The 17144-nt window shown below is 55.8% G+C and carries 17 protein-coding genes; 10 read left to right on the top strand and 7 right to left on the bottom strand.

What is annotated here, in order from left to right:
• Window positions 1-126: 126 nt before the first annotated feature.
• Genes EKL30_RS16350 through EKL30_RS16330 form a run of 5 tightly spaced genes read left to right on the top strand, consistent with a single transcriptional unit; the run spans window position 127 to window position 6325 of the window.
• Window positions 127-663 carry a formate dehydrogenase subunit gamma gene (locus EKL30_RS16350; protein ID WP_126708309.1) on the top strand — a complete coding sequence of 179 codons (537 nt, stop codon included), beginning with the start codon at window positions 127-129 and terminating at the stop codon, window positions 661-663.
• A 2-nt stretch (window positions 664-665) separates the two neighbouring features.
• Complete coding sequence (locus EKL30_RS16345) at window positions 666-2237, top strand: formate dehydrogenase beta subunit (RefSeq protein WP_370246281.1); 1572 nt, start codon at window positions 666-668, stop codon at window positions 2235-2237.
• Between the two features lie 11 nt (window positions 2238-2248).
• Window positions 2249-5197, top strand: a complete 2949-nt coding sequence (fdhF, locus tag EKL30_RS16340) for a formate dehydrogenase subunit alpha (RefSeq protein ID WP_126708307.1) — start codon at window positions 2249-2251, stop codon at window positions 5195-5197.
• A gap of 2 nt (window positions 5198-5199) precedes the next feature.
• On the top strand, window positions 5200-6069 hold the full coding sequence (fdhD, locus tag EKL30_RS16335; protein WP_126708306.1) for a formate dehydrogenase accessory sulfurtransferase FdhD: 870 nt from the start codon (window positions 5200-5202) through the stop codon (window positions 6067-6069).
• A complete protein-coding gene (locus EKL30_RS16330) occupies window positions 6062-6325 on the top strand; it encodes a formate dehydrogenase subunit delta (RefSeq protein WP_126708305.1) in 264 nt (87 codons plus the stop codon). Before fdhD ends, EKL30_RS16330 begins: the two co-directional genes overlap by 8 nt.
• 97 nt (window positions 6326-6422) lie before the next feature.
• On the opposite strand, the gene EKL30_RS16325 is transcribed toward EKL30_RS16330, so the two are convergent.
• Both EKL30_RS16325 and EKL30_RS16320 read right to left on the bottom strand, forming a co-directional pair.
• Window positions 6423-6890 (bottom strand): universal stress protein, encoded by a 468-nt coding sequence (locus EKL30_RS16325; RefSeq protein WP_126708304.1) that lies wholly within the window; start codon window positions 6888-6890, stop codon window positions 6423-6425.
• 90 nt (window positions 6891-6980) lie between these two features.
• Window positions 6981-7322: a TIGR01244 family sulfur transferase gene (locus tag EKL30_RS16320; protein ID WP_126708303.1), complete on the bottom strand. Its 342-nt coding sequence runs from the start codon at window positions 7320-7322 to the stop codon at window positions 6981-6983.
• Between the two features lie 51 nt (window positions 7323-7373).
• Between EKL30_RS16320 and EKL30_RS16315 the strand changes: the two genes are divergently transcribed.
• Entirely contained in the window at window positions 7374-7967 is a 594-nt protein-coding gene (locus EKL30_RS16315) for a GNAT family N-acetyltransferase (RefSeq protein ID WP_126708302.1), read from the top strand.
• Here EKL30_RS16315 and EKL30_RS16310 read toward each other — a convergent pair.
• On the bottom strand, window positions 7964-8767 hold the full coding sequence (locus EKL30_RS16310; protein WP_233583194.1) for a ChbG/HpnK family deacetylase: 804 nt from the start codon (window positions 8765-8767) through the stop codon (window positions 7964-7966). The genes EKL30_RS16315 and EKL30_RS16310 overlap by 4 nt on opposite strands.
• 23 nt (window positions 8768-8790) lie before the next feature.
• Between EKL30_RS16310 and EKL30_RS16305 the strand changes: the two genes are divergently transcribed.
• The gene (locus tag EKL30_RS16305; RefSeq protein ID WP_126708300.1) at window positions 8791-9180 is read left to right on the top strand and encodes a GtrA family protein; all 390 of its coding nucleotides are present in this window, start codon (window positions 8791-8793) and stop codon (window positions 9178-9180) included.
• Here EKL30_RS16305 and EKL30_RS16300 read toward each other — a convergent pair.
• Entirely contained in the window at window positions 9140-10708 is a 1569-nt protein-coding gene (locus tag EKL30_RS16300) for a glycosyltransferase family 39 protein (RefSeq protein WP_158618433.1), read from the bottom strand. The two genes, EKL30_RS16305 and EKL30_RS16300, sit on opposite strands and share 41 nt — an antisense overlap.
• A 134-nt stretch (window positions 10709-10842) precedes the next feature.
• Window positions 10843-11877 carry a glycosyltransferase family 2 protein gene (locus tag EKL30_RS16295; RefSeq protein ID WP_126708298.1) on the bottom strand — a complete coding sequence of 345 codons (1035 nt, stop codon included), beginning with the start codon at window positions 11875-11877 and terminating at the stop codon, window positions 10843-10845.
• A gap of 292 nt (window positions 11878-12169) precedes the next feature.
• Here EKL30_RS16295 and EKL30_RS16290 point away from each other — a divergent pair, with 292 nt between their 5' ends.
• From EKL30_RS16290 to EKL30_RS16280, 3 genes are all read left to right on the top strand, one after another.
• The gene (locus EKL30_RS16290) at window positions 12170-12574 is read left to right on the top strand and encodes a group III truncated hemoglobin (protein ID WP_126708297.1); all 405 of its coding nucleotides are present in this window, start codon (window positions 12170-12172) and stop codon (window positions 12572-12574) included.
• Complete coding sequence (locus EKL30_RS16285) at window positions 12567-13817, top strand: NnrS family protein (protein WP_126708296.1); 1251 nt, start codon at window positions 12567-12569, stop codon at window positions 13815-13817. The genes EKL30_RS16290 and EKL30_RS16285 overlap by 8 nt, the downstream gene beginning before the upstream one ends.
• Window positions 13818-13908: 91 nt before the next feature.
• Window positions 13909-14364 (top strand): Rrf2 family transcriptional regulator, encoded by a 456-nt coding sequence (locus EKL30_RS16280; RefSeq protein WP_126708295.1) that lies wholly within the window; start codon window positions 13909-13911, stop codon window positions 14362-14364.
• Between the two features lie 126 nt (window positions 14365-14490).
• Here the strand turns inward: EKL30_RS16280 and serA are convergent, their stop codons facing one another.
• A complete protein-coding gene (serA, locus tag EKL30_RS16275) occupies window positions 14491-15690 on the bottom strand; it encodes a phosphoglycerate dehydrogenase (RefSeq protein WP_126708294.1) in 1200 nt (399 codons plus the stop codon).
• 157 nt (window positions 15691-15847) lie between these two features.
• Window positions 15848-16903, bottom strand: a complete 1056-nt coding sequence (locus EKL30_RS16270) for an NADP(H)-dependent aldo-keto reductase (protein WP_126708293.1) — start codon at window positions 16901-16903, stop codon at window positions 15848-15850.
• Window positions 16904-17144: the final 241 nt, after the last annotated feature.

Genomic DNA, 17144 nt, shown 5'->3' with positions numbered 1-17144 from the left:
TATTTTGCATATAAATCGCGGTGCTTATATGTGTATTTTTGCCTATTGAAATAATCAGTTATCCCGAGTAGATTACAGGAATACAACGATTATATATATGCAAATCTAAGCATATGCGAGACGACCATGAATCCTTCAACTCCTACTGTCACGGATACGGGTGCGCATATGGCGACCGATAAGCCGCAGTCGCAGGCCATCCCGGAAAGCACCCAGGTGCTGGTGCTTCAGGTACTGAAACGTTATGAAGGTCAGGCCGGCAGTTTGCTTCCTATTCTGCACGGCGTACAGCATGCGCTCGGCTACATTCCGGCGTCGGTCGTTCCTATGCTGGCCTCCGCCCTGCAGCTATCCCGTGCGGAAATTCATGGTGTCATCAGTTTTTACCCCCATTTTCGCGACACTCCGCTCGCCCCGGTGGTGCTTGAAGTCTGCCGCGCAGAATCCTGTCAGTCCATGGGCGGCAATGCGCTGGCGGACCACGCCAAACAGATACTCGGCTGCGACTTCCACAGCACCAGCCGCAGCGGTAGCGTCAGCCTCCAACCCGTTTACTGCCTGGGTTTGTGCGCGCAATCACCTGCCGTCATGATCAATGGACGGCCTTATGCCAGGATGACGCCGGCAAAGCTCGATGCGCTGTTGCAGGAAAAAGTGTTATGAACATGAATCACGCTATTCGCCTATATATCCCACGCGACACCGCCGCCGTCGCGGTAGGCGCCGAGGACGTGGTCAACGCCATCGAACAGGAAGCACAACGTCGCGAGCTCAACGTTGACATCGTGCGCAATGGGTCGCGCGGCTTGCTATGGCTTGAAACCCTCGTGGAAGTTCAAACCCCTTCCGGACGCGTGGCATATGGTCCGGTCGATGTCACTGATGTGGTCAGCTTGTTCGAAGCCGACTGGTTACACGGCGGGCCTCATCCGTTATTCCATGGGCTGACCGAAGAAATCCCTTACCTTAAAAACCAGGAGCGACTTACTTTCGCCCGGGTAGGCGTAACCGACCCCTTAAGCATCTTCGAGTACCAGGCTCACGGCGGATTTCAGGGGCTTGAAAAAGCCTTGTCCATGACGCCAGCGGCCATCGTTGATGAAGTCGTGGAGTCCGGACTGCGTGGGCGCGGCGGTGCAGCCTTCCCAACCGGTATCAAGTGGAAAACAGTGCTGGTCACCGATGCCGATCAAAAATACATCGTGTGCAATGCCGATGAGGGCGATTCCGGCACGTTTTCTGATCGTATGCTCATGGAAGGCGATCCCTATGCACTGATAGAGGGCATGGCGATCGCCGGCCTGGCCACACAAGCCACCTACGGCTATATCTATGTCCGCTCCGAATACCCACTGGCGATTTCTACCCTGGAAGACGCCATCGCCCACGCCCGTGCGGCCGGATGGCTGGGTCGCAACATACGGGGCAGCGACCACGCGTTCGACCTTGAAGTGCGGCAAGGCGCTGGCGCCTACATTTGTGGCGAAGAAACCTCGTTACTGGAAAGCCTGGAGGGCAAGCGTGGGCTAGTTCGCGCAAAGCCGCCGCTTCCCGCAATACGTGGCCTTTTCGGTAAACCGACGGTAATCAACAATGTTATTTCGCTGGCCACCGTGCCTATCATCCTCGCACGCGGAGCCGGCTTCTATCGGGATTACGGCATGGGCCGCTCCAGGGGAACCTTGCCTTTTCAGCTTGCCGGCAACATCAAGCATGGCGGGCTGGTCGAAAAAGCTTTCGGTCTCAGTTTGCGCGATTTGCTCTATGGCTTTGGGGGCGGCAGCGCCAGCGGGCGGCCGCTACGGGCGGTTCAAGTGGGCGGGCCACTGGGCGCCTATCTGCCCGAATCACAGTGGGATGTTCCCCTGGACTACGAAGCGTATATTGGTATCTCTGCCATGGTGGGCCATGGTGGACTGGTCGCTTTCGACGAAACCGTCGACATGTCCGAAATGGCCGAATACGCGATGGCCTTCTGTGCCATCGAATCCTGCGGAAAATGTACGCCCTGTCGCATCGGCGCCGTCCGTGGCACCGAAGTCATCAACAAAATCCGCCACAACGAACAACGTGAAGAACACGTTTATTTATTGCGCGACCTGTGCGACACCATGTTGGCCGGCTCGCTTTGTGCCTTGGGCGGCATGACACCATACCCGGTCTTGTCGGCCTTGAACCATTTCCCCGAGGACTTCGGTTTGCCGCGCACCAGCACGACCACCGAAGTCGTCGACTGACGGAGCCCACCATGCTCGAAACTGTTGTCAAACGTGATCGTGATTTTGGCACCCCCGCCTCGACCAGTACGCTTACCGTCGACATCACCATCGACGGCACGCCGGTCAAGGTCGCCGAGGGCACTTCCGTCATGCGCGCCGCCGCTGAGGCCGGCATTAATATTCCCAAGCTATGTGCCACCGACAGCCTTGACGCGTTTGGCTCCTGCCGGCTATGCCTGGTGCAAATCGACGGCCGGCGCGGCTACCCTGCTTCGTGTACGACGCCCGTGGAAGCCGGCATGGTCATCTGGACCGAAACGCCTAAATTACATCAGTTGCGTCGCGGGGTCATGGAACTCTATATTTCGGACCACCCCCTCGATTGCTTGACCTGTCCTGCCAATGGCGATTGTGAACTACAAGATATGGCCGGCGTGGTGGGCCTGCGCAATGTACGCTACGGTTTTGACGGCGCCAATCATCGGTCCGATCCGACTGACGAATCGAACCCTTATTTTGCATATGATCCGTCCAAATGCATTGTATGCAGCCGCTGCGTGCGCGCTTGCGACGAAATTCAAGGTACGTACGCGCTCACCATTACCGGTCGCGGATTTAATTCACGCATTACGGCAGGTCAGAGCGAACCGTTCCTGAAAAGCGATTGCGTTTCCTGTGGGGCCTGTGTGCAGGCATGTCCCACGACGTCCTTGACCGAAAAGTCCATCATAGAAATGGGCCAGGCCGAACACTCAGTTATCACCACTTGCGCCTACTGTGGTGTGGGCTGCGCCTTCAAGGCAGAAATGAAAGGCCAGGAAGTCGTGCGCATGGTTCCCTGGAAGGAAGGCAAAGCCAACCATGGCCATTCTTGTGTAAAAGGACGCTTTGCCTGGGGTTACGCAACCCACGCCGATCGCATGCTCAAGCCCATGATACGCAGCGACATTTCGCAGCCATGGCGCGAGGTCAGCTGGGAAGAAGCCATAGGCTACGCGGCATCGGAACTCAAACGCTTACAGGCTACCTACGGCCGCGATTCCATCGGGGGCATCACGTCGTCGCGGTGCACCAACGAAGAAGCTTATCTTGTGCAAAAGCTGGTGCGCGCCGCATTAGGCACGAATAACGTCGACACCTGCGCCAGGGTATGCCATTCCCCCACAGGCTATGGCCTGAAAACCACCTTGGGCGAATCGGCCGGCACCCAGACTTTTGACTCGGTCATGCACAGCGACGTCATCATCGTCATGGGGGCGAATCCCACTGAAGCCCATCCCGTGTTTGCGTCACGCATGAAACGTCGCCTGCGCGAAGGCGCCAAGCTCATCGTCATTGATCCGCGCCAGATCCAGCTGGTCAATGCCCCGCACGTCAAGGCCGACTATCATTTGCCTGTCAGGCCCGGCACCAACACTGCCTTGCTGACCTCCATGGCTCATGTCATTGCAACCGAAGGCCTCATCGACGAAGCCTTCGTCGCCGAACGTTGCGAGCAAGCCGCGTTTGAACAATGGCGCGAATTCGTGTCCTCACCTGAAAATTCCCCTGAAGCGATGGAACCGATCACAGGGGTATCGGCACAAGACCTGCGGGCGGCCAGCCGGCTATTCGCGACCCATGGCAACGGCTCGATCTACTATGGGCTTGGTGTCACTGAGCACAGCCAGGGATCCACAACCGTGATGGCGATTGCCAACCTTGCCATGGCAACCGGCAATTTGGGCCGTGAAGGCGTCGGCGTTAATCCACTGCGCGGTCAAAACAATGTTCAGGGTTCCTGCGACATGGGATCCTTCCCACACGAACTCACAGGCTATCGTCATATTTCAGACGCTATCGTTCGCAACCAGTTCGAACAGGACTGGGGTGTGACACTGCAAGCTGAACCAGGCTTGCGCATACCGAATATGTTCGATGCAGCCATTAGCGGCTCGTTCAAAGGGCTGTATTGCCAGGGTGAAGACCTCGTTCAATCAGACCCCAACAGCCAGCATGTTGCCAAAGCGTTGGCGTCGATGGAATGCGTCATCGTCCAGGATATTTTTCTCAACGAAACCGCCAAGTACGCGCACGTCTTTTTGCCGGGTTCATCTTTTCTCGAAAAAGACGGCACGTTTACCAATGCCGAACGCCGTATTTCGCGGGTTCGGCAGGTAATGAAGCCAAAAGCCGGAATGGCTGACTGGGAAGTTACCTGCGCATTGTCCAATGCTCTGGGCTACCCAATGAACTATGGCCATGCCAGTGAAATCATGGATGAAATCGCCCGCCTGACTCCTACGTTCGCAGGGGTTTCTTTCAAGAAAATCGACGAACTGGGCGGCAGCGTGCAGTGGCCGTGCAATGCCGACGCCCCCGAAGGCACCCCCATCATGCACGTGGACCATTTCGTGCGCGGTAAAGGCAAGTTCGTGATCACCAAGTATGTTCCCAGCGATGAACGCAGTACACGCAAATTCCCGCTGCTGCTGACCACCGGCCGCATCCTGTCGCAGTACAACGTCGGGGCTCAAACCCGCCGGACGCCCAATGTTTTATGGCATAGCGAAGATCGGCTGGAAATCCATCCGCACGACGCCGAAGATCGTGGCATTCGTGAAGGCGACATGGTCGCCATACAAAGCCGGGCGGGCGAGACGGTGCTGCGCGCCACGGTAACCGAGCGGGTGCAGCCAGGGGTGGTCTACACAACATTCCACTTTCCCGAATCCGGAGCCAACGTTGTCACGACCGACAGCACCGACTGGGCGACCGACTGCCCCGAATACAAAGTCACTGCTGTGCAGGCCAGACTCGTCACGGAACCCTCGAAGTGGCAGGCAAACTGGTCGCGCTTTAGCGACATTCAGCAGAATTTACTCGCACAACGTCAGCGCGAAGGCATGCCAGCGCCCGAACCGACAAAGGAACCGAATCCTGCTATCAAGCCTGAAGCAGCGCCTGAACCTGTCACAGCAGCAACTTCACAGGAATAGAATTGTCTACCGCCGACCTCTCTCTGCCTCTGGCGCCCAGCGACGAGCCGCTCGCGACGGGTCACAGTTCGTATCGCGTGACACGAGCGGGCCGACATGCACCGTGCTACGCCGAACCAGACGAAATTGCGCAAGAGATTGCGGTTGCCCTCGAATACAACGGCATCAGCCACGCGACGCTGCTGGCGACCCCTACCGATCTTGAAGACCTGGCATTGGGCTTCTCTTTCACGGAAGGCATTATTCGGTCTGCCCGCGATCTATACGACCTGGAAATCGCAGAGACTGCAAAAGGCTTCATCATACAAGCGACGATCGCCAGCGCTTGCGTAAGCGAACTGAAGCTGCGCCGACGCAGCCTGGCTGGCCGCACGGGCTGTGGACTGTGCGGCATAGAAAGCCTGGATGAAGTGCGTCGCACGCTGCAACCGCTGCCGGCTCCGACGCTCGCCTACGACGCCACTGCCATCGCGCAGGCGGCGCAACAACTACGTGCCAGGCAACCGCTCCATCTGCTGACGGGTGCGACCCATGCTGCTGGCTGGTCCAGCAGCGCAGGCGATGTGCTCTACGTACGCGAAGACGTCGGGCGACACAATGCGCTCGACAAACTAATCGGCCATTTGCTGCGCACCTCGGTTGATACCACCGGCGGCATAGCGATTATTTCCAGCCGCGCCAGCTTCGAAATGGTCCAGAAAGCGGCGGCGGCTGGCATGTCGGTGCTCGTGGCCGTTTCGGCCGCGACCACTTATGCGGTAAATATGGCCAGTGAGCTGAACGTGATGCTTGCCGGTTTCGCCCGCGACGATTCGTTCACGGTGTACAGCCATCCGGAATACCTGAATACTGAAGAGGTCAGCCTTGAATAACGTCGAACATCTAATTCGCCTTGCCAATCGTATCGGTAGTTTTTTTGAAGCCATGCCCGATCGTGCGGAAGGGCTCGAAGGCATTGCCAACCACATCCAGAAATTCTGGGAGCCCAGGATGCGGATCAGCATGTTGCGCTTTTTGGAAGCCCACCCAGACGGACGCGAAGGCGACATGGCACTTAGTGAAATCGTCGTCGAGGCCATAAGCCAAAACAAAGAGCGCCTGACTCCGAAGTCCAGCGCTCCGGTGTAACCGGCGTCTGCCCGACACACTGAACGCGCACCCGCTTACGTAGCCGAGTCAAAAAAAACCGCCATGCCGGCGGTTGTGGTGTGCTTGGACCTTGAGCCTAGGTTTTATCGCCTTCTTTAACGCGATAAACCAGAACGGCGGTTTTTGCCAGCCCCAGCACCTTGACGGTTACGCTACCTAGCAATAAACGCGATAAACCGCTACGGCCGTGACTGCCGATAAAGATGAGGTCGCAGCGTTCTTCTTCGGCGGCCTGGACCAGCCCATCGGCTACGTTAAAGTTCGATACCGCTTTGCCGGTCGCCTTGACGCCCGCGGTGGCAGCGCGATCAAGCACGGCTTTCAGGTATTTTTGAGCCTGTTCATGCGCGGTCTTGTCGTAATCTTCGTCGGTGATCGCATAGGCGGCGGCCATACCATCGAATCCAACCGTCGCGGCAAATGGTTGAGTTACATAAAGTGCCACGATTTCGGCACCGATTTCGCGGGCGAAACACACCCCCTTATTGGCAGCCTGTGCGGACAGAGCCGAGCCGTCAGTAGGAATGAGTATTTTCTTGAACATAGCATTGCCCCCTTTTGTTATCGGATATGTAAAGCTTAACCGCAAGTGACGATAAAAAACAGGGGTCTGGACCGGCGAAATTGACCTAGATCAAAGACTGCTGGCCGCCTTGAACAAGTGGGTGCAGCGCGTGCCTGTACGGCAATAAGCCAGGACCGGCGCGGGCAATTCTTTAAGCAATACCGCAAATCGCGCTACGTCGTCAGGCGTCATGGCGCCACTGACTACCGGTTGATACTCCACGGCAAGACCGGCACGCTGTGCAGCGGCGATGACATCGGCTGAAGTGGGTTGATCTGGGCCGCCTTCCATGTCGGGGCGGTTGATAATCACGCTTTTAAAGCCCGCATCGGCCACCGCCTGCATGTCTTCGGGAGCCAACTGCGGAGCGACGGCAAAGGAATCGGTAATTGAGTTGATGGGAACAGACATTTAGAACTCCTGATGTTTATACTAGCGAGGATATCGATAGAGGAAAATAGTATGACCGCCGCCAACATCGCGCAAGTGGCCGGGCCAGCCGCCCTAAGCACCGCAGCGCAGCCCCGTACTGCGTTGATCATTCGCGACGCCTTACCCGGCGATATGGCTGACGTTCAGCGCATTTATACGCACCACATCTTGCATAGTACGGCAACTTTCGAAGAGGAACCCCCAACCCTCGACGACATGCTGGCGCGCAGGGCCAATGTGCTGGCCTGTGGCATGCCGTATCTGGTTGCCGTGTTGGGCACCGAAGTCGTCGGCTATTGCTATGCGTCGCAATACCGCCCGCGTATCGCCTACCGCTACACCATCGAAAATTCCATTTACCTGGACCCAAGGCACTCGGGGCAAGGTTATGGAAAGGCGTTACTGTCTGCCCTTATTGAACGATGCGAACAAGGCCCATGGCGTCAGATGATTGCCGTGATTGCCGGCACGAACAATCAGGGCTCGATTGGTCTGCACCGCAGCATGGGATTTGCCCACGCGGGAACTCAGGTCGCTACCGGCTTCAAATTCAATCAGTGGATCGACGTCGTCTTCATGCAGCGGGCGCTGGGCGCCGGCAGCACGACACCGCCCGAATCTTAGGCAAGGACGACGCCATATTCCTTTAGCCACGTACCAGCGGCATCACTACGCAGCACGTCGAACTCCGCTTGGCGCTGACGCCCTAAGGCGTCGCGAGCAACGACCTGGCACGCGGGATGGCACATGATCAGGTCACCATCGCGGGCCTGTTGAAGCCAGTTACGCAGTAGTCCGCTATAAGCAGGCTCGCCACCGCTGAAGTCGTAGACTCCCAGAAATGCCCGATTGGTGGCGAAGGACTGGCGTCGTGCTGCTTTGGCAAAAGCGTGGGCGCCCAATACTTGGATAATCCATGCCTTGATACGCAAGCGCAGGCCTGACCCCGACATCGAACCGGCACCGGTATAGCGCAACCACGGAAGCGAGCCGGCAAAGCGCGACTTAAGTTCTTCCAGCAGCAGCCCGCGAATTTGAGGAAACTGATGAATATGCTGGTGGCCGTCGACAAAATCGGGTGGACGGCCGATGACGGCCTCGAAGCGGTCAAGCTGATGTGCTATTTGATCCCTGCACCGCGAAACGTCCATACGCCCGGTCCAGGTACGCAAAATTAACCGTGACACGGGCAGGTATAGTCCGGGCTGACCCAACGATTCGGTGAAATTCAGATGTAGACCAAGTTGCAGGCCGCTGGCACGCAAGCGAGCGGCATTGCCAGAAAATGTGCTGCCGTCGACGAGACAGCTGGTCGCATTCAGCCGCCCCAGCCGGGCAAGCTCTAATATGCCTTCGTCAACGGCGGCATTCATGCCAAAATCGTCGGCACATATTACGATGCGCTTATTCTTAACCTCGACCACGACTGCCTCCGGAAATACAAATAATGCAAAAACTTATCAGACAAGTGGGATGGTTTGTGGCGGTGGGTTTTGCCGCTTCTGTGACCCATTGGCTGGTCGTGGTCGGCGCAGTGTCCGCTAGCGGAATGCGCCCCTTGCTGGCAAACATTGTTGGCTGGCTCGTAGCGTTCTGTGTTTCGTTTTCCGGCCATTTCCTGCTTACGTTCCGACAGCAGCGAGCGCCGCTGGTACAGGCCGCAAGACGATTCTTTGCCGTGTCCGCCTTGGGCTTCGGGGTGAACGAACTGGCTTACGCATGGCTGCTGCATGCCACCACCCTGCCCTACGATGCCTTGCTGGCCCTGATATTAATAGGGATAGCCGGTATGACCTTTATCCTGGGCCGGGCCTGGGCATTTCGGCACAAAAGCTAAGTGCAGGACCCGCTGGTATATGCCATGCGCGCAGTTTACCGTCATCCAGCGCGACTGGTACGTCGCGCAGATATTCATGGCGCGCTGCCCTATTGATGTCGCCCACCAGCCATAGGTCGATGCTGCGGTCACTGCACAACTTATTGGTCAGCTGTTGGGGCCGGATCAATAATTGCGAGGCAGTCTCAGGATCGAACAAGCCCGCGTCGAAAAGCTCCCGGCTCCAGTTATCGGACTTCTTGATTTCGGGATCGTCCCAGTCCAAGACAACCATAGCTGCTTTACCAGTACCAAGATAGAAATCGAGATCATAGCGATAACGCTCCAGCATGACGATTTCGTCGTTCGGCTGGTAATGGCCTTTGAGTTTATATGCGAGCCCCTTAGTACTTTGCTGAGGATTCACAATCATGACGACAACCGCCGTCATGCATATTGCTATCGCCACGATCAAAGACCAAAAAAATCCCTTCGGGGGATCCAGGCCATGCCCTTCCCGCATTCTGAATGCGAACGGCTCGGCAATGAAATAGGCCAGGGGAACAAGACAAGGAATGATATAGCCAATGAGCTTGGAGTTCGGAATCGAAAAGAAAACCAGCACCACTAGCAGCCAGGACAACATCAGGCCGCGTACGGCAGCATCACGGCCATTTTCGTGCCACCTATGCTTAGCCACTCGCCACAGCTGGATCGACCAGGGTAGAGTCAAGCCCAGCAGTACGGGCACATAAAACCAGATCGGGCGGGCGTTGTTAAACCCTTTCTCCATAAACCGGTAGAAGTGCTGATACACAATGTAGTAGTCAAAGAATCCCGGATAACGCTGCTGCATATATATCATCCAGGGCAGTGCAAGCAACAAGAATACGGCAATCCCAGGCAACGAGACCATGCGCCACATCGTCGCGAAACGGCGCCGCCACAGTAGCCAGAAAAACAGTATGCCACCAGGCAGCACCACACCGATCAGACCCTTGGCCAGAAAGGCCGCCGCCGCCAGTGCATATGCCAACGTAAGGACAAAACGATATGGCGCCTGGCTTTCGTACTTGAATATCGCTACAGCACCCGTGATCGTCGTAGCGGTAATCAGTGCAGCCACCGTCATGTCAAGGTTGGCATAATGCGAGCCGCCAAAAAACAGCGGCTGGGTTGCCAGGATCAGTGCAGCGACAATGGCTACGCGTTGATTAACATATTCCTTCAGAAACCAGAAAAGCAAGGTCACCATCAAGGTCGCCGAGCACGCGGAAGCCAGACGGGCGGCCCATTCATTAACCCCGAAAACATCCAGCGCAAAAGCGGTAAGCCAGTAAAACAGCGGCGGCTTATGAAAAAAAGGTAAGCCGTTCAACCGTGGTACAGAATACTGGTCATCGCTCAGCATGCTCCACGCAACGCCGACATAGCGGCCCTCGTCGGGCAACAATAACGGGTATAGGCCGGTAGTTGCAACTAGCCATAAAAACGTAAAGGCAGCGACGACCCCGGTTGATTGAACCTCAAGCGTTTTCGAGAGTAACAATAGAGGCCTGCTTATGCCGGCGGTGCTTGGCCCCGCCAACGGGACGTCTGATACTGGCTGCATACGGATAACTCAGAAATGTAGTTCGGGTGACAGCTGCAGCTGCCTGGCCAGCGTCGGGGCCTTCGCGGAACTTACCTATGCCTTCGAAGTGCAGAAGGCGCTTTATCATCGTTGGGTACTACTGCCAGCTTGACGTCGTCGACGGCTTTTGAACCCAAGCCCTCGCCCACCTGCCGCCGCTTTAAATATACAGGGCGATTTTTTACTTCGTTAAAGATACGCCCTATGTATTCTCCGACCACTCCGACCGAAATGAGCTGAACTCCCGCGAAGAAAAGTACAACGGTGATCAGAGTAGTCCAGCCTTGAACCTCGTCGCCGTAGAGAAAATGCGCGACAAGTATGATCAGACCATAGGCGAATGATAACAATGACAAGCCGACACCAATTAGGCTTAATAGCCGCAATGGCCACGTTGTGAAAGCGGTGATGCCGTCTATAGCGAAGTGCAACAACCTTAAAGGCTTGAATGACGATTTGCCATACAAGCGGTCTGGCGGGGTGTACAGCAAGGGCTCGGAGCGAAACCCGACCCACGCAAAAAGCCCTTTCATGAAGCGGTTTCTTTCCGGCAACATAAGCAAGGCGTCAACGACAGCCCGATCCATCAGGCGGAAATCGCCCGCGTTCTCGGGAACCTCGAGCCCGCTGGAGGTGCGCATCAACTTATAGAACAGCCGAGTACCCCAGCGCTTGAACAGAGATTCGTCGTCGCGGGTCGAGCGCACTGCGTAGATCATTTCCACACCTTCTTGCCACCGTTCGACCATCTGGGGGATAAGAGCCGGCGGATGCTGCAAGTCGGCATCCATGCATACCACCACTTTACCCCTAGCGGCTTCCAGGCCAGCGGTCAGTGCAGCTTCTTTCCCGAAATTACGGGAAAGTTGCTGGTAGACAATTTGCGGATATAGGGTGGCCCAGCGCTCCATCGTATCCGAGGTGGCATCGGTGCTGCCATCGTCGACGACGATAATTTCATAAACGGGCGCGAGCGTTTTCAGCACGGCGATCAAGCCGGGAATCAGGACGTTTAGATTCGCTTCCTCGTTCAGGCAAGGAACGACGCAAGACAAGGACGCTGGCAATGGAAATTTGGTAGGCATAAGGTCTAGATATAAACGAACGCCCCGTAGACACAACTACCTAAGCGATATTGTAAGCGTCTTAATACGAACGAGGTATAACCAATTATCATAGCCGAGCCACTTACAAATAGTAAAGCCCTATTGTTTATTGAAGCATCGCGGAACCCAGCCGTCCATAGTGCGGTCCAGTGCACGTGCGATGGTATTGACTGCCCATGCTTTTCTTTATAAGATACATTTCAAAGTTATCTTTATCATAGCGTAGATACGACGCAACACCTCCCCGCCTATAACTCGCACGGAAAACCGCATGGCCAGATCAGAATTGTGCACCGAAGAAGAAATCACCACGCTCGTCTACGGCTTTTATGCCCGAATCAGGGCCGACACCATGTTAGGGCCAGTCTTCAATTCGCACATTAATGACTGGGACAAGCACTTGACAATAATGGTTCAATTCTGGTCGTCGCTATTATTGGGCGCGGGATCATACACCGGCACCCCTATGCCCAAACATGTCGCCTTGCCGGGCTTGAGTGCGAATATGTTCAGACAATGGCTGGCACTATTTCATGAAACCACTCAGGCCTTGCCAAACCGGCACCTCGCGGCGCGGGCAGAAGAGTACGCACAGCGCATTGCCAGAAGCCTTTGGTTCGGCTATCAAATGAATAACGAACCTGACCGCATTCCGTCGGAACTCGCCCATGTCTAGTCTTCTGTCGATTGACGTCCCAAGCCCTAAACGTGATCCTAGCATGAAGGCATTCCTCAGTTTGGGATTCCGGCCATTGTATATAGCGGGCGCCGGGTGGGCATTGGTGTCGATTGCGTTATGGATTTTTGCGCCGCAGTTCATAGGGCAGCCGCTGTCGGCTGTTGCCTGGCATGCGCATGAAATGTTGTGGGGCTTCATTGCGACAATTGCCGTGGCGTTCCTGCTGACCGCTAGCGCCACATGGACCGGTTTCAATCCATTGAAAGGCGCAGCGCTTGGCCTGGTCAGCCTGCTATGGCTGATGGCACGGGCGGGCTATTTATTTGGCGGCACGACAGGATTCTGGATCGCAGCGATTGCCGAATTCGCCTTCTTTACCGTTAGTGCCGCCTGCTTGATGCGGGTCATGATCAAAGGCAAAAGCCGCCGTAACTATGGCGTGCCATGGTTAATACTCGGGCTGGGATTGGTCAATATTTTATACCTTAAAGCGGCTCTCGAAGGCGACTACGTCTTGCTAATGCAGCGCTTTGATCTAGGCCTGATCTGCATGGCAATCATTGCCTTGCTCATAGGACGGCGGGTGATCCCCTTCTTTGCCATGCGCATGGTCCCTGTGCTGGAATTACCCATGCAAGTACGGAGCGGCCAGGTCCAATTGGTGATAAGTGTGCTGGCCATTGCGTTCGGGCTGGTGGGTCTGAATCAGTACATGGCGGGCAGCCTCGCCTTAGTCGGTGCCATCAGCCTTTGGCAGACAGCCAGGTGGAAGCCTTTGTCTGTGCTGCACAAGCCTATGCTCTGGATACTGTACTTGGGCTACAGCGCCATGGGCATTGGGTTGATCGTCGCTGCCGTTCATGTAAGCGGTCTGGCCACTGGGGTGCTGGCTCGTTCAGCGACACATGTGCATATTATTGGTATGGGCGGGTTTGCCGTGCTTATCATCGGCATGCTGACCCGCACCGCGCTCGGTCACCTGGGTCGCCCACTGGCGCTTGACCACAGCATGCTTTGCAGCTATTTCCTGATGATCGCCGCCGTCGTCCTCCGTTTGGCGGCGCTCTGGCCCAGCAACGCCGGCGGGTGGTTGCTACAAGCGGGTGCTCTGTGCTGGATCCTCGCGATGGGCTTATACCTATGGCGCTTCGTCCCGCTGCTGATTCGGCCCCGTTATAGCGCGCCCACGCCTTCGGCGAGCGAACCGGTTCGCGCCACTTTTAAGCCTGAAACACCGTGACAGTACGGCATCCTATTTCTGGTTTCGGCAAAGTCGAGTGCTGCTGCTTTGCTTGCCCTTTGACGCTTTCCCGATGGACCGCAGAGGCATCATGCGCCTGACGACGATGACCGATTACGCGATGCGCTTGCTGATGTATGTCGGCCAGCATCCAGACCGCTTATGCACCATATCCGAGATTGCCGCCGCCTACCGGATCTCGGAGCCCCATCTAATGAAAATCACCCATCGCCTTGCACAAAAGGGATGGATAGAAACCCTACGCGGCAAGAACGGGGGCATGCGTCTAGGCAAGCCGCCGGAAGACATCTGCCTTGGGGCAGTGGTGCGCGACACTGAAAACGACCTCGCGTTGGTAGAGTGCTTCACCACCGGCCATAGCTGCACCTTGGGCGGCCAATGCGCACTTACCGCCATCATCGACGGCGCCCTGCAGCAGTTTTTGCAGCATCTGGATCGCTATACCCTGGCTGACATCCTGCCACAGTCGTCACAGAATGACGGCAAGCCGCCAACGCATGTCATACAACTGGTAAACATGAATTAACGTCACACCAAAAAAGGCGTTCGGACAACCCAAAAAACAAACAAGGCCGACGAATCGGCCTTGTTTGTGTCTAGCGCTTATTGATCAAAGGCAAGATAGAAATCGCGCAGCAATGCGCCATTCGAATCAGACTCGATCGCAACGCACGGTAATGGGATGCGAGCGCAAAACTGAAATCACCGTATCGTCAACCTTGCCTTCAACGTCTGACACGACATAGCCGATCGGTCCGCGGGTTTGCAACTGCTGACTGACAATATTGAGCCCATGCTCGGCCATCATGCTGCTTAAGGTACCCATTGCGCCAGGCAGGTTCCGATGGACGTGAAGAATGCGGGCTGTTCCCGCGACCTCTTGGTAAGGAATTTCAGGGAAATTGACAGCCCCTTTGGTGGTTCCGCTTAATACGTACCGCACCAGTTTTTCAGCGACTTCACGGCCGATGTTCTCTTGAGATTCCTGGGTGCTGCCACCAATATGCGGCGTAAGAATTACATTGCGCATGCCGATCAGCGGACTGACCAAACCTTCATTGGCGCTTTTCGGTTCGACTGGAAAGACGTCGAGCGCCGCCCCCGACAAATGACCTGACTGTAGGGCGTCGTGCAGAGCGTCGATGTCGACGACGGTACCGCGCGAGGCGTTGATAAGGATGGAGCCGGGCTTCATGGCGGCAATGGTGCTGGCATTCATGATGTTCTTGGTCGCGTTTCCACCAGGAACGTGAAGCGTTACGACATCAGACTGGGCAAGCAATTTCTTTAACGCCGTGCTGGCTCGCGCGTTACCCAAAGGCAGCTTGGCCTCCACGTCGTGAAAAATAACCCGCATGCCAGCGGCTTCTGCAAGTGTGCCGACTTGCGACCCAATGTTGCCGTAGCCGATAATGCCTAGCGTTTTGCCACGCGCTTCGTACGCACCATCGGCCGTTTTGTCCCAGTGCCCTTTATGCACCCTGTCGTTTTTTTCGGGAATGCGCCGCAACAACAAAATCGCTTCGCCCAGCACCATCTCGGCTACCGACCGCGTATTGGAAAACGGTGCATTGAACACTGGCACGCCGTGCAGCATGGCCGTTTCGAGATCGACCTGGTTGGTACCGATGCAAAAGCAGCCGACGACACGCAGGTCGGGGGCATCGGACAGCAGGGCGGCATCAAGATGGGTACGGGAACGGATGCCGACAACGCTGGCGCCGCGCATCGCGTCGCGCAGCGCATCGACAGGAAGCGATGAGGCATGCGAAACAACATCGTTGAAACCAGCTGCGGCAAAAACTTCTTTTGCGCTAGGGTGAATATTTTCGAAAAGGACAATACGGGTCATTACTTACAGGCTCCAGCAAACACCAAAGTACTATTGTGACGCATTTTGACACCAAGGACACACACGTCCCTTTTATGTGCAGGGACATGAGCAATCCCGGGCGATCGATAAATTCGAAAGCCCCGGTATTCCGTAATGGCAAATTATTGCGGCAGCGTCAAGGGGCCGGATTAGGATGCAGCGTGTGTATAGCTTCGATGGCCGCCAACGTCTCTTGGGTCAACTGTACCGAGATACTCTCGATGTTTTCTTTCAGTTGTTCGAGCGTCGTTGCACCAATAAGGTTGCTGCTGACAAAAGGCCGGCTGTTGACGAACGCCAGCGCCAGATGCGTGGCGCTAATACCCACTTGCTTGGCAAGTTCAACGTAAGCCTGTACCGCGGCCTTTGCTTGCGGATTGGTGTAACGGCTAAAACGCGTAAACAATGCCAGCCGCGAATTCGCCGGTTGCGCGTCATTCAAATACTTGCCAGATAAAACGCCGAATCCCAGAGGCGAGTACGCCAGCAGGCCCACGTGTTCACGATGCGAAAATTCCGACAAGCCAATCTCGAACGTGCGGTTCAACAAGTTGTACGGATTCTGGATGCTGACAATGCGCGGTAAATTCAGGGTTTCACTGGCCTTAAGAAATTGGCCCACACCCCATGGCGTTTCGTTGGAAACACCTACGTGGCGCACCTTGCCTTCTTTCACAAAATCCGCCAATACCGACAAGGACTCCTCGATCGCTACAGATTCCGGAGAGTCAGCGGCGTCAACAGGATATCCCAGCTTGCCGAACATATTGGTATTGCGATCAGGCCAATGCAATTGATAAAGGTCGAGGTAGTCAGTTTGCAGCCGCTTCAAACTGTCGTTCAACGCGGTGGTAAGGCTTAGCCGATTATGGTGCGTGTGCCCACCGCGAATATGGCCAGGACGCTTGGCATCAAAAACCGGCCCCGCCGCTTTGGACGTTAACACCATTTCATCGCGGCGGCCGTTTTTGGCCAGCCAGGTCCCAATATACTGTTCGGTCAAGCCCTGGGTTTCCGGCTTGGGCGGAACGGGATACATTTCCGCGGTATCGACCAGATTTACACCGTGAGCCAACGCATAATCGATCTGCGAGTGCGCGTCGGATTCAGAATTTTGTTCGCCCCACGTCATCGTGCCCAAGCCGATTAGGCTGACATCAATATCAGTATTGCCAAGTTTTCGGTACAACATAGTCTTCCTTAAAGTAAATATTGTCGAGGGGGCACGGATGATGTATTGAGCCCTGAGGCGGCCGGGGGAATGGCTTGGAACGCCTCGGGTTTCCTTTTGCTCTCGTGCCATGGTTTGCCTTCCTCAAGGCAATCATAAGCCCGAACACAAAACTCCAGACACTCGCCTACGCTAGACGCCAGGTAGGGCGAACTGATAAACCTTAATAAGCTCGAAAAAGGACAGACTCTGGCTGCCGCGC

It is taken from the genome of Candidimonas sp. SYP-B2681 (assembly GCF_003971065.1).
Classification (GTDB): domain Bacteria; phylum Pseudomonadota; class Gammaproteobacteria; order Burkholderiales; family Burkholderiaceae_B; genus Pollutimonas.
This window is presented reverse-complemented; position numbering and strand designations above follow the sequence as displayed.

Bases quoted from the DNA above. Each gene is read 5' to 3' on its own strand.
- fdhF (WP_126708307.1), top strand. From the start codon at position 2,249: ATGCTCGAAACTGTTGTCAAACGTGATCGTGATTTTGGCACCCCCGCC.
- EKL30_RS16280 (WP_126708295.1), top strand. From the start codon at position 13,909: ATGCGCCTGACGACGATGACCGATTACGCGATGCGCTTGCTGATGTAT.
- serA (WP_126708294.1), bottom strand. From the start codon at position 15,690: ATGACCCGTATTGTCCTTTTCGAAAATATTCACCCTAGCGCAAAAGAA.
- EKL30_RS16295 (WP_126708298.1), bottom strand. From the start codon at position 11,877: ATGCCTACCAAATTTCCATTGCCAGCGTCCTTGTCTTGCGTCGTTCCT.
- EKL30_RS16325 (WP_126708304.1), bottom strand. From the start codon at position 6,890: ATGTTCAAGAAAATACTCATTCCTACTGACGGCTCGGCTCTGTCCGCA.
- EKL30_RS16320 (WP_126708303.1), bottom strand. From the start codon at position 7,322: ATGTCTGTTCCCATCAACTCAATTACCGATTCCTTTGCCGTCGCTCCG.
- EKL30_RS16345 (WP_370246281.1), top strand. From the start codon at position 666: ATGAATCACGCTATTCGCCTATATATCCCACGCGACACCGCCGCCGTC.
- EKL30_RS16305 (WP_126708300.1), top strand. From the start codon at position 8,791: ATGCAAAAACTTATCAGACAAGTGGGATGGTTTGTGGCGGTGGGTTTT.
- EKL30_RS16270 (WP_126708293.1), bottom strand. From the start codon at position 16,903: ATGTTGTACCGAAAACTTGGCAATACTGATATTGATGTCAGCCTAATC.
- EKL30_RS16315 (WP_126708302.1), top strand. From the start codon at position 7,374: ATGACCGCCGCCAACATCGCGCAAGTGGCCGGGCCAGCCGCCCTAAGC.
- EKL30_RS16285 (WP_126708296.1), top strand. From the start codon at position 12,567: ATGTCTAGTCTTCTGTCGATTGACGTCCCAAGCCCTAAACGTGATCCT.
- EKL30_RS16290 (WP_126708297.1), top strand. From the start codon at position 12,170: ATGGCCAGATCAGAATTGTGCACCGAAGAAGAAATCACCACGCTCGTC.
- EKL30_RS16350 (WP_126708309.1), top strand. From the start codon at position 127: ATGAATCCTTCAACTCCTACTGTCACGGATACGGGTGCGCATATGGCG.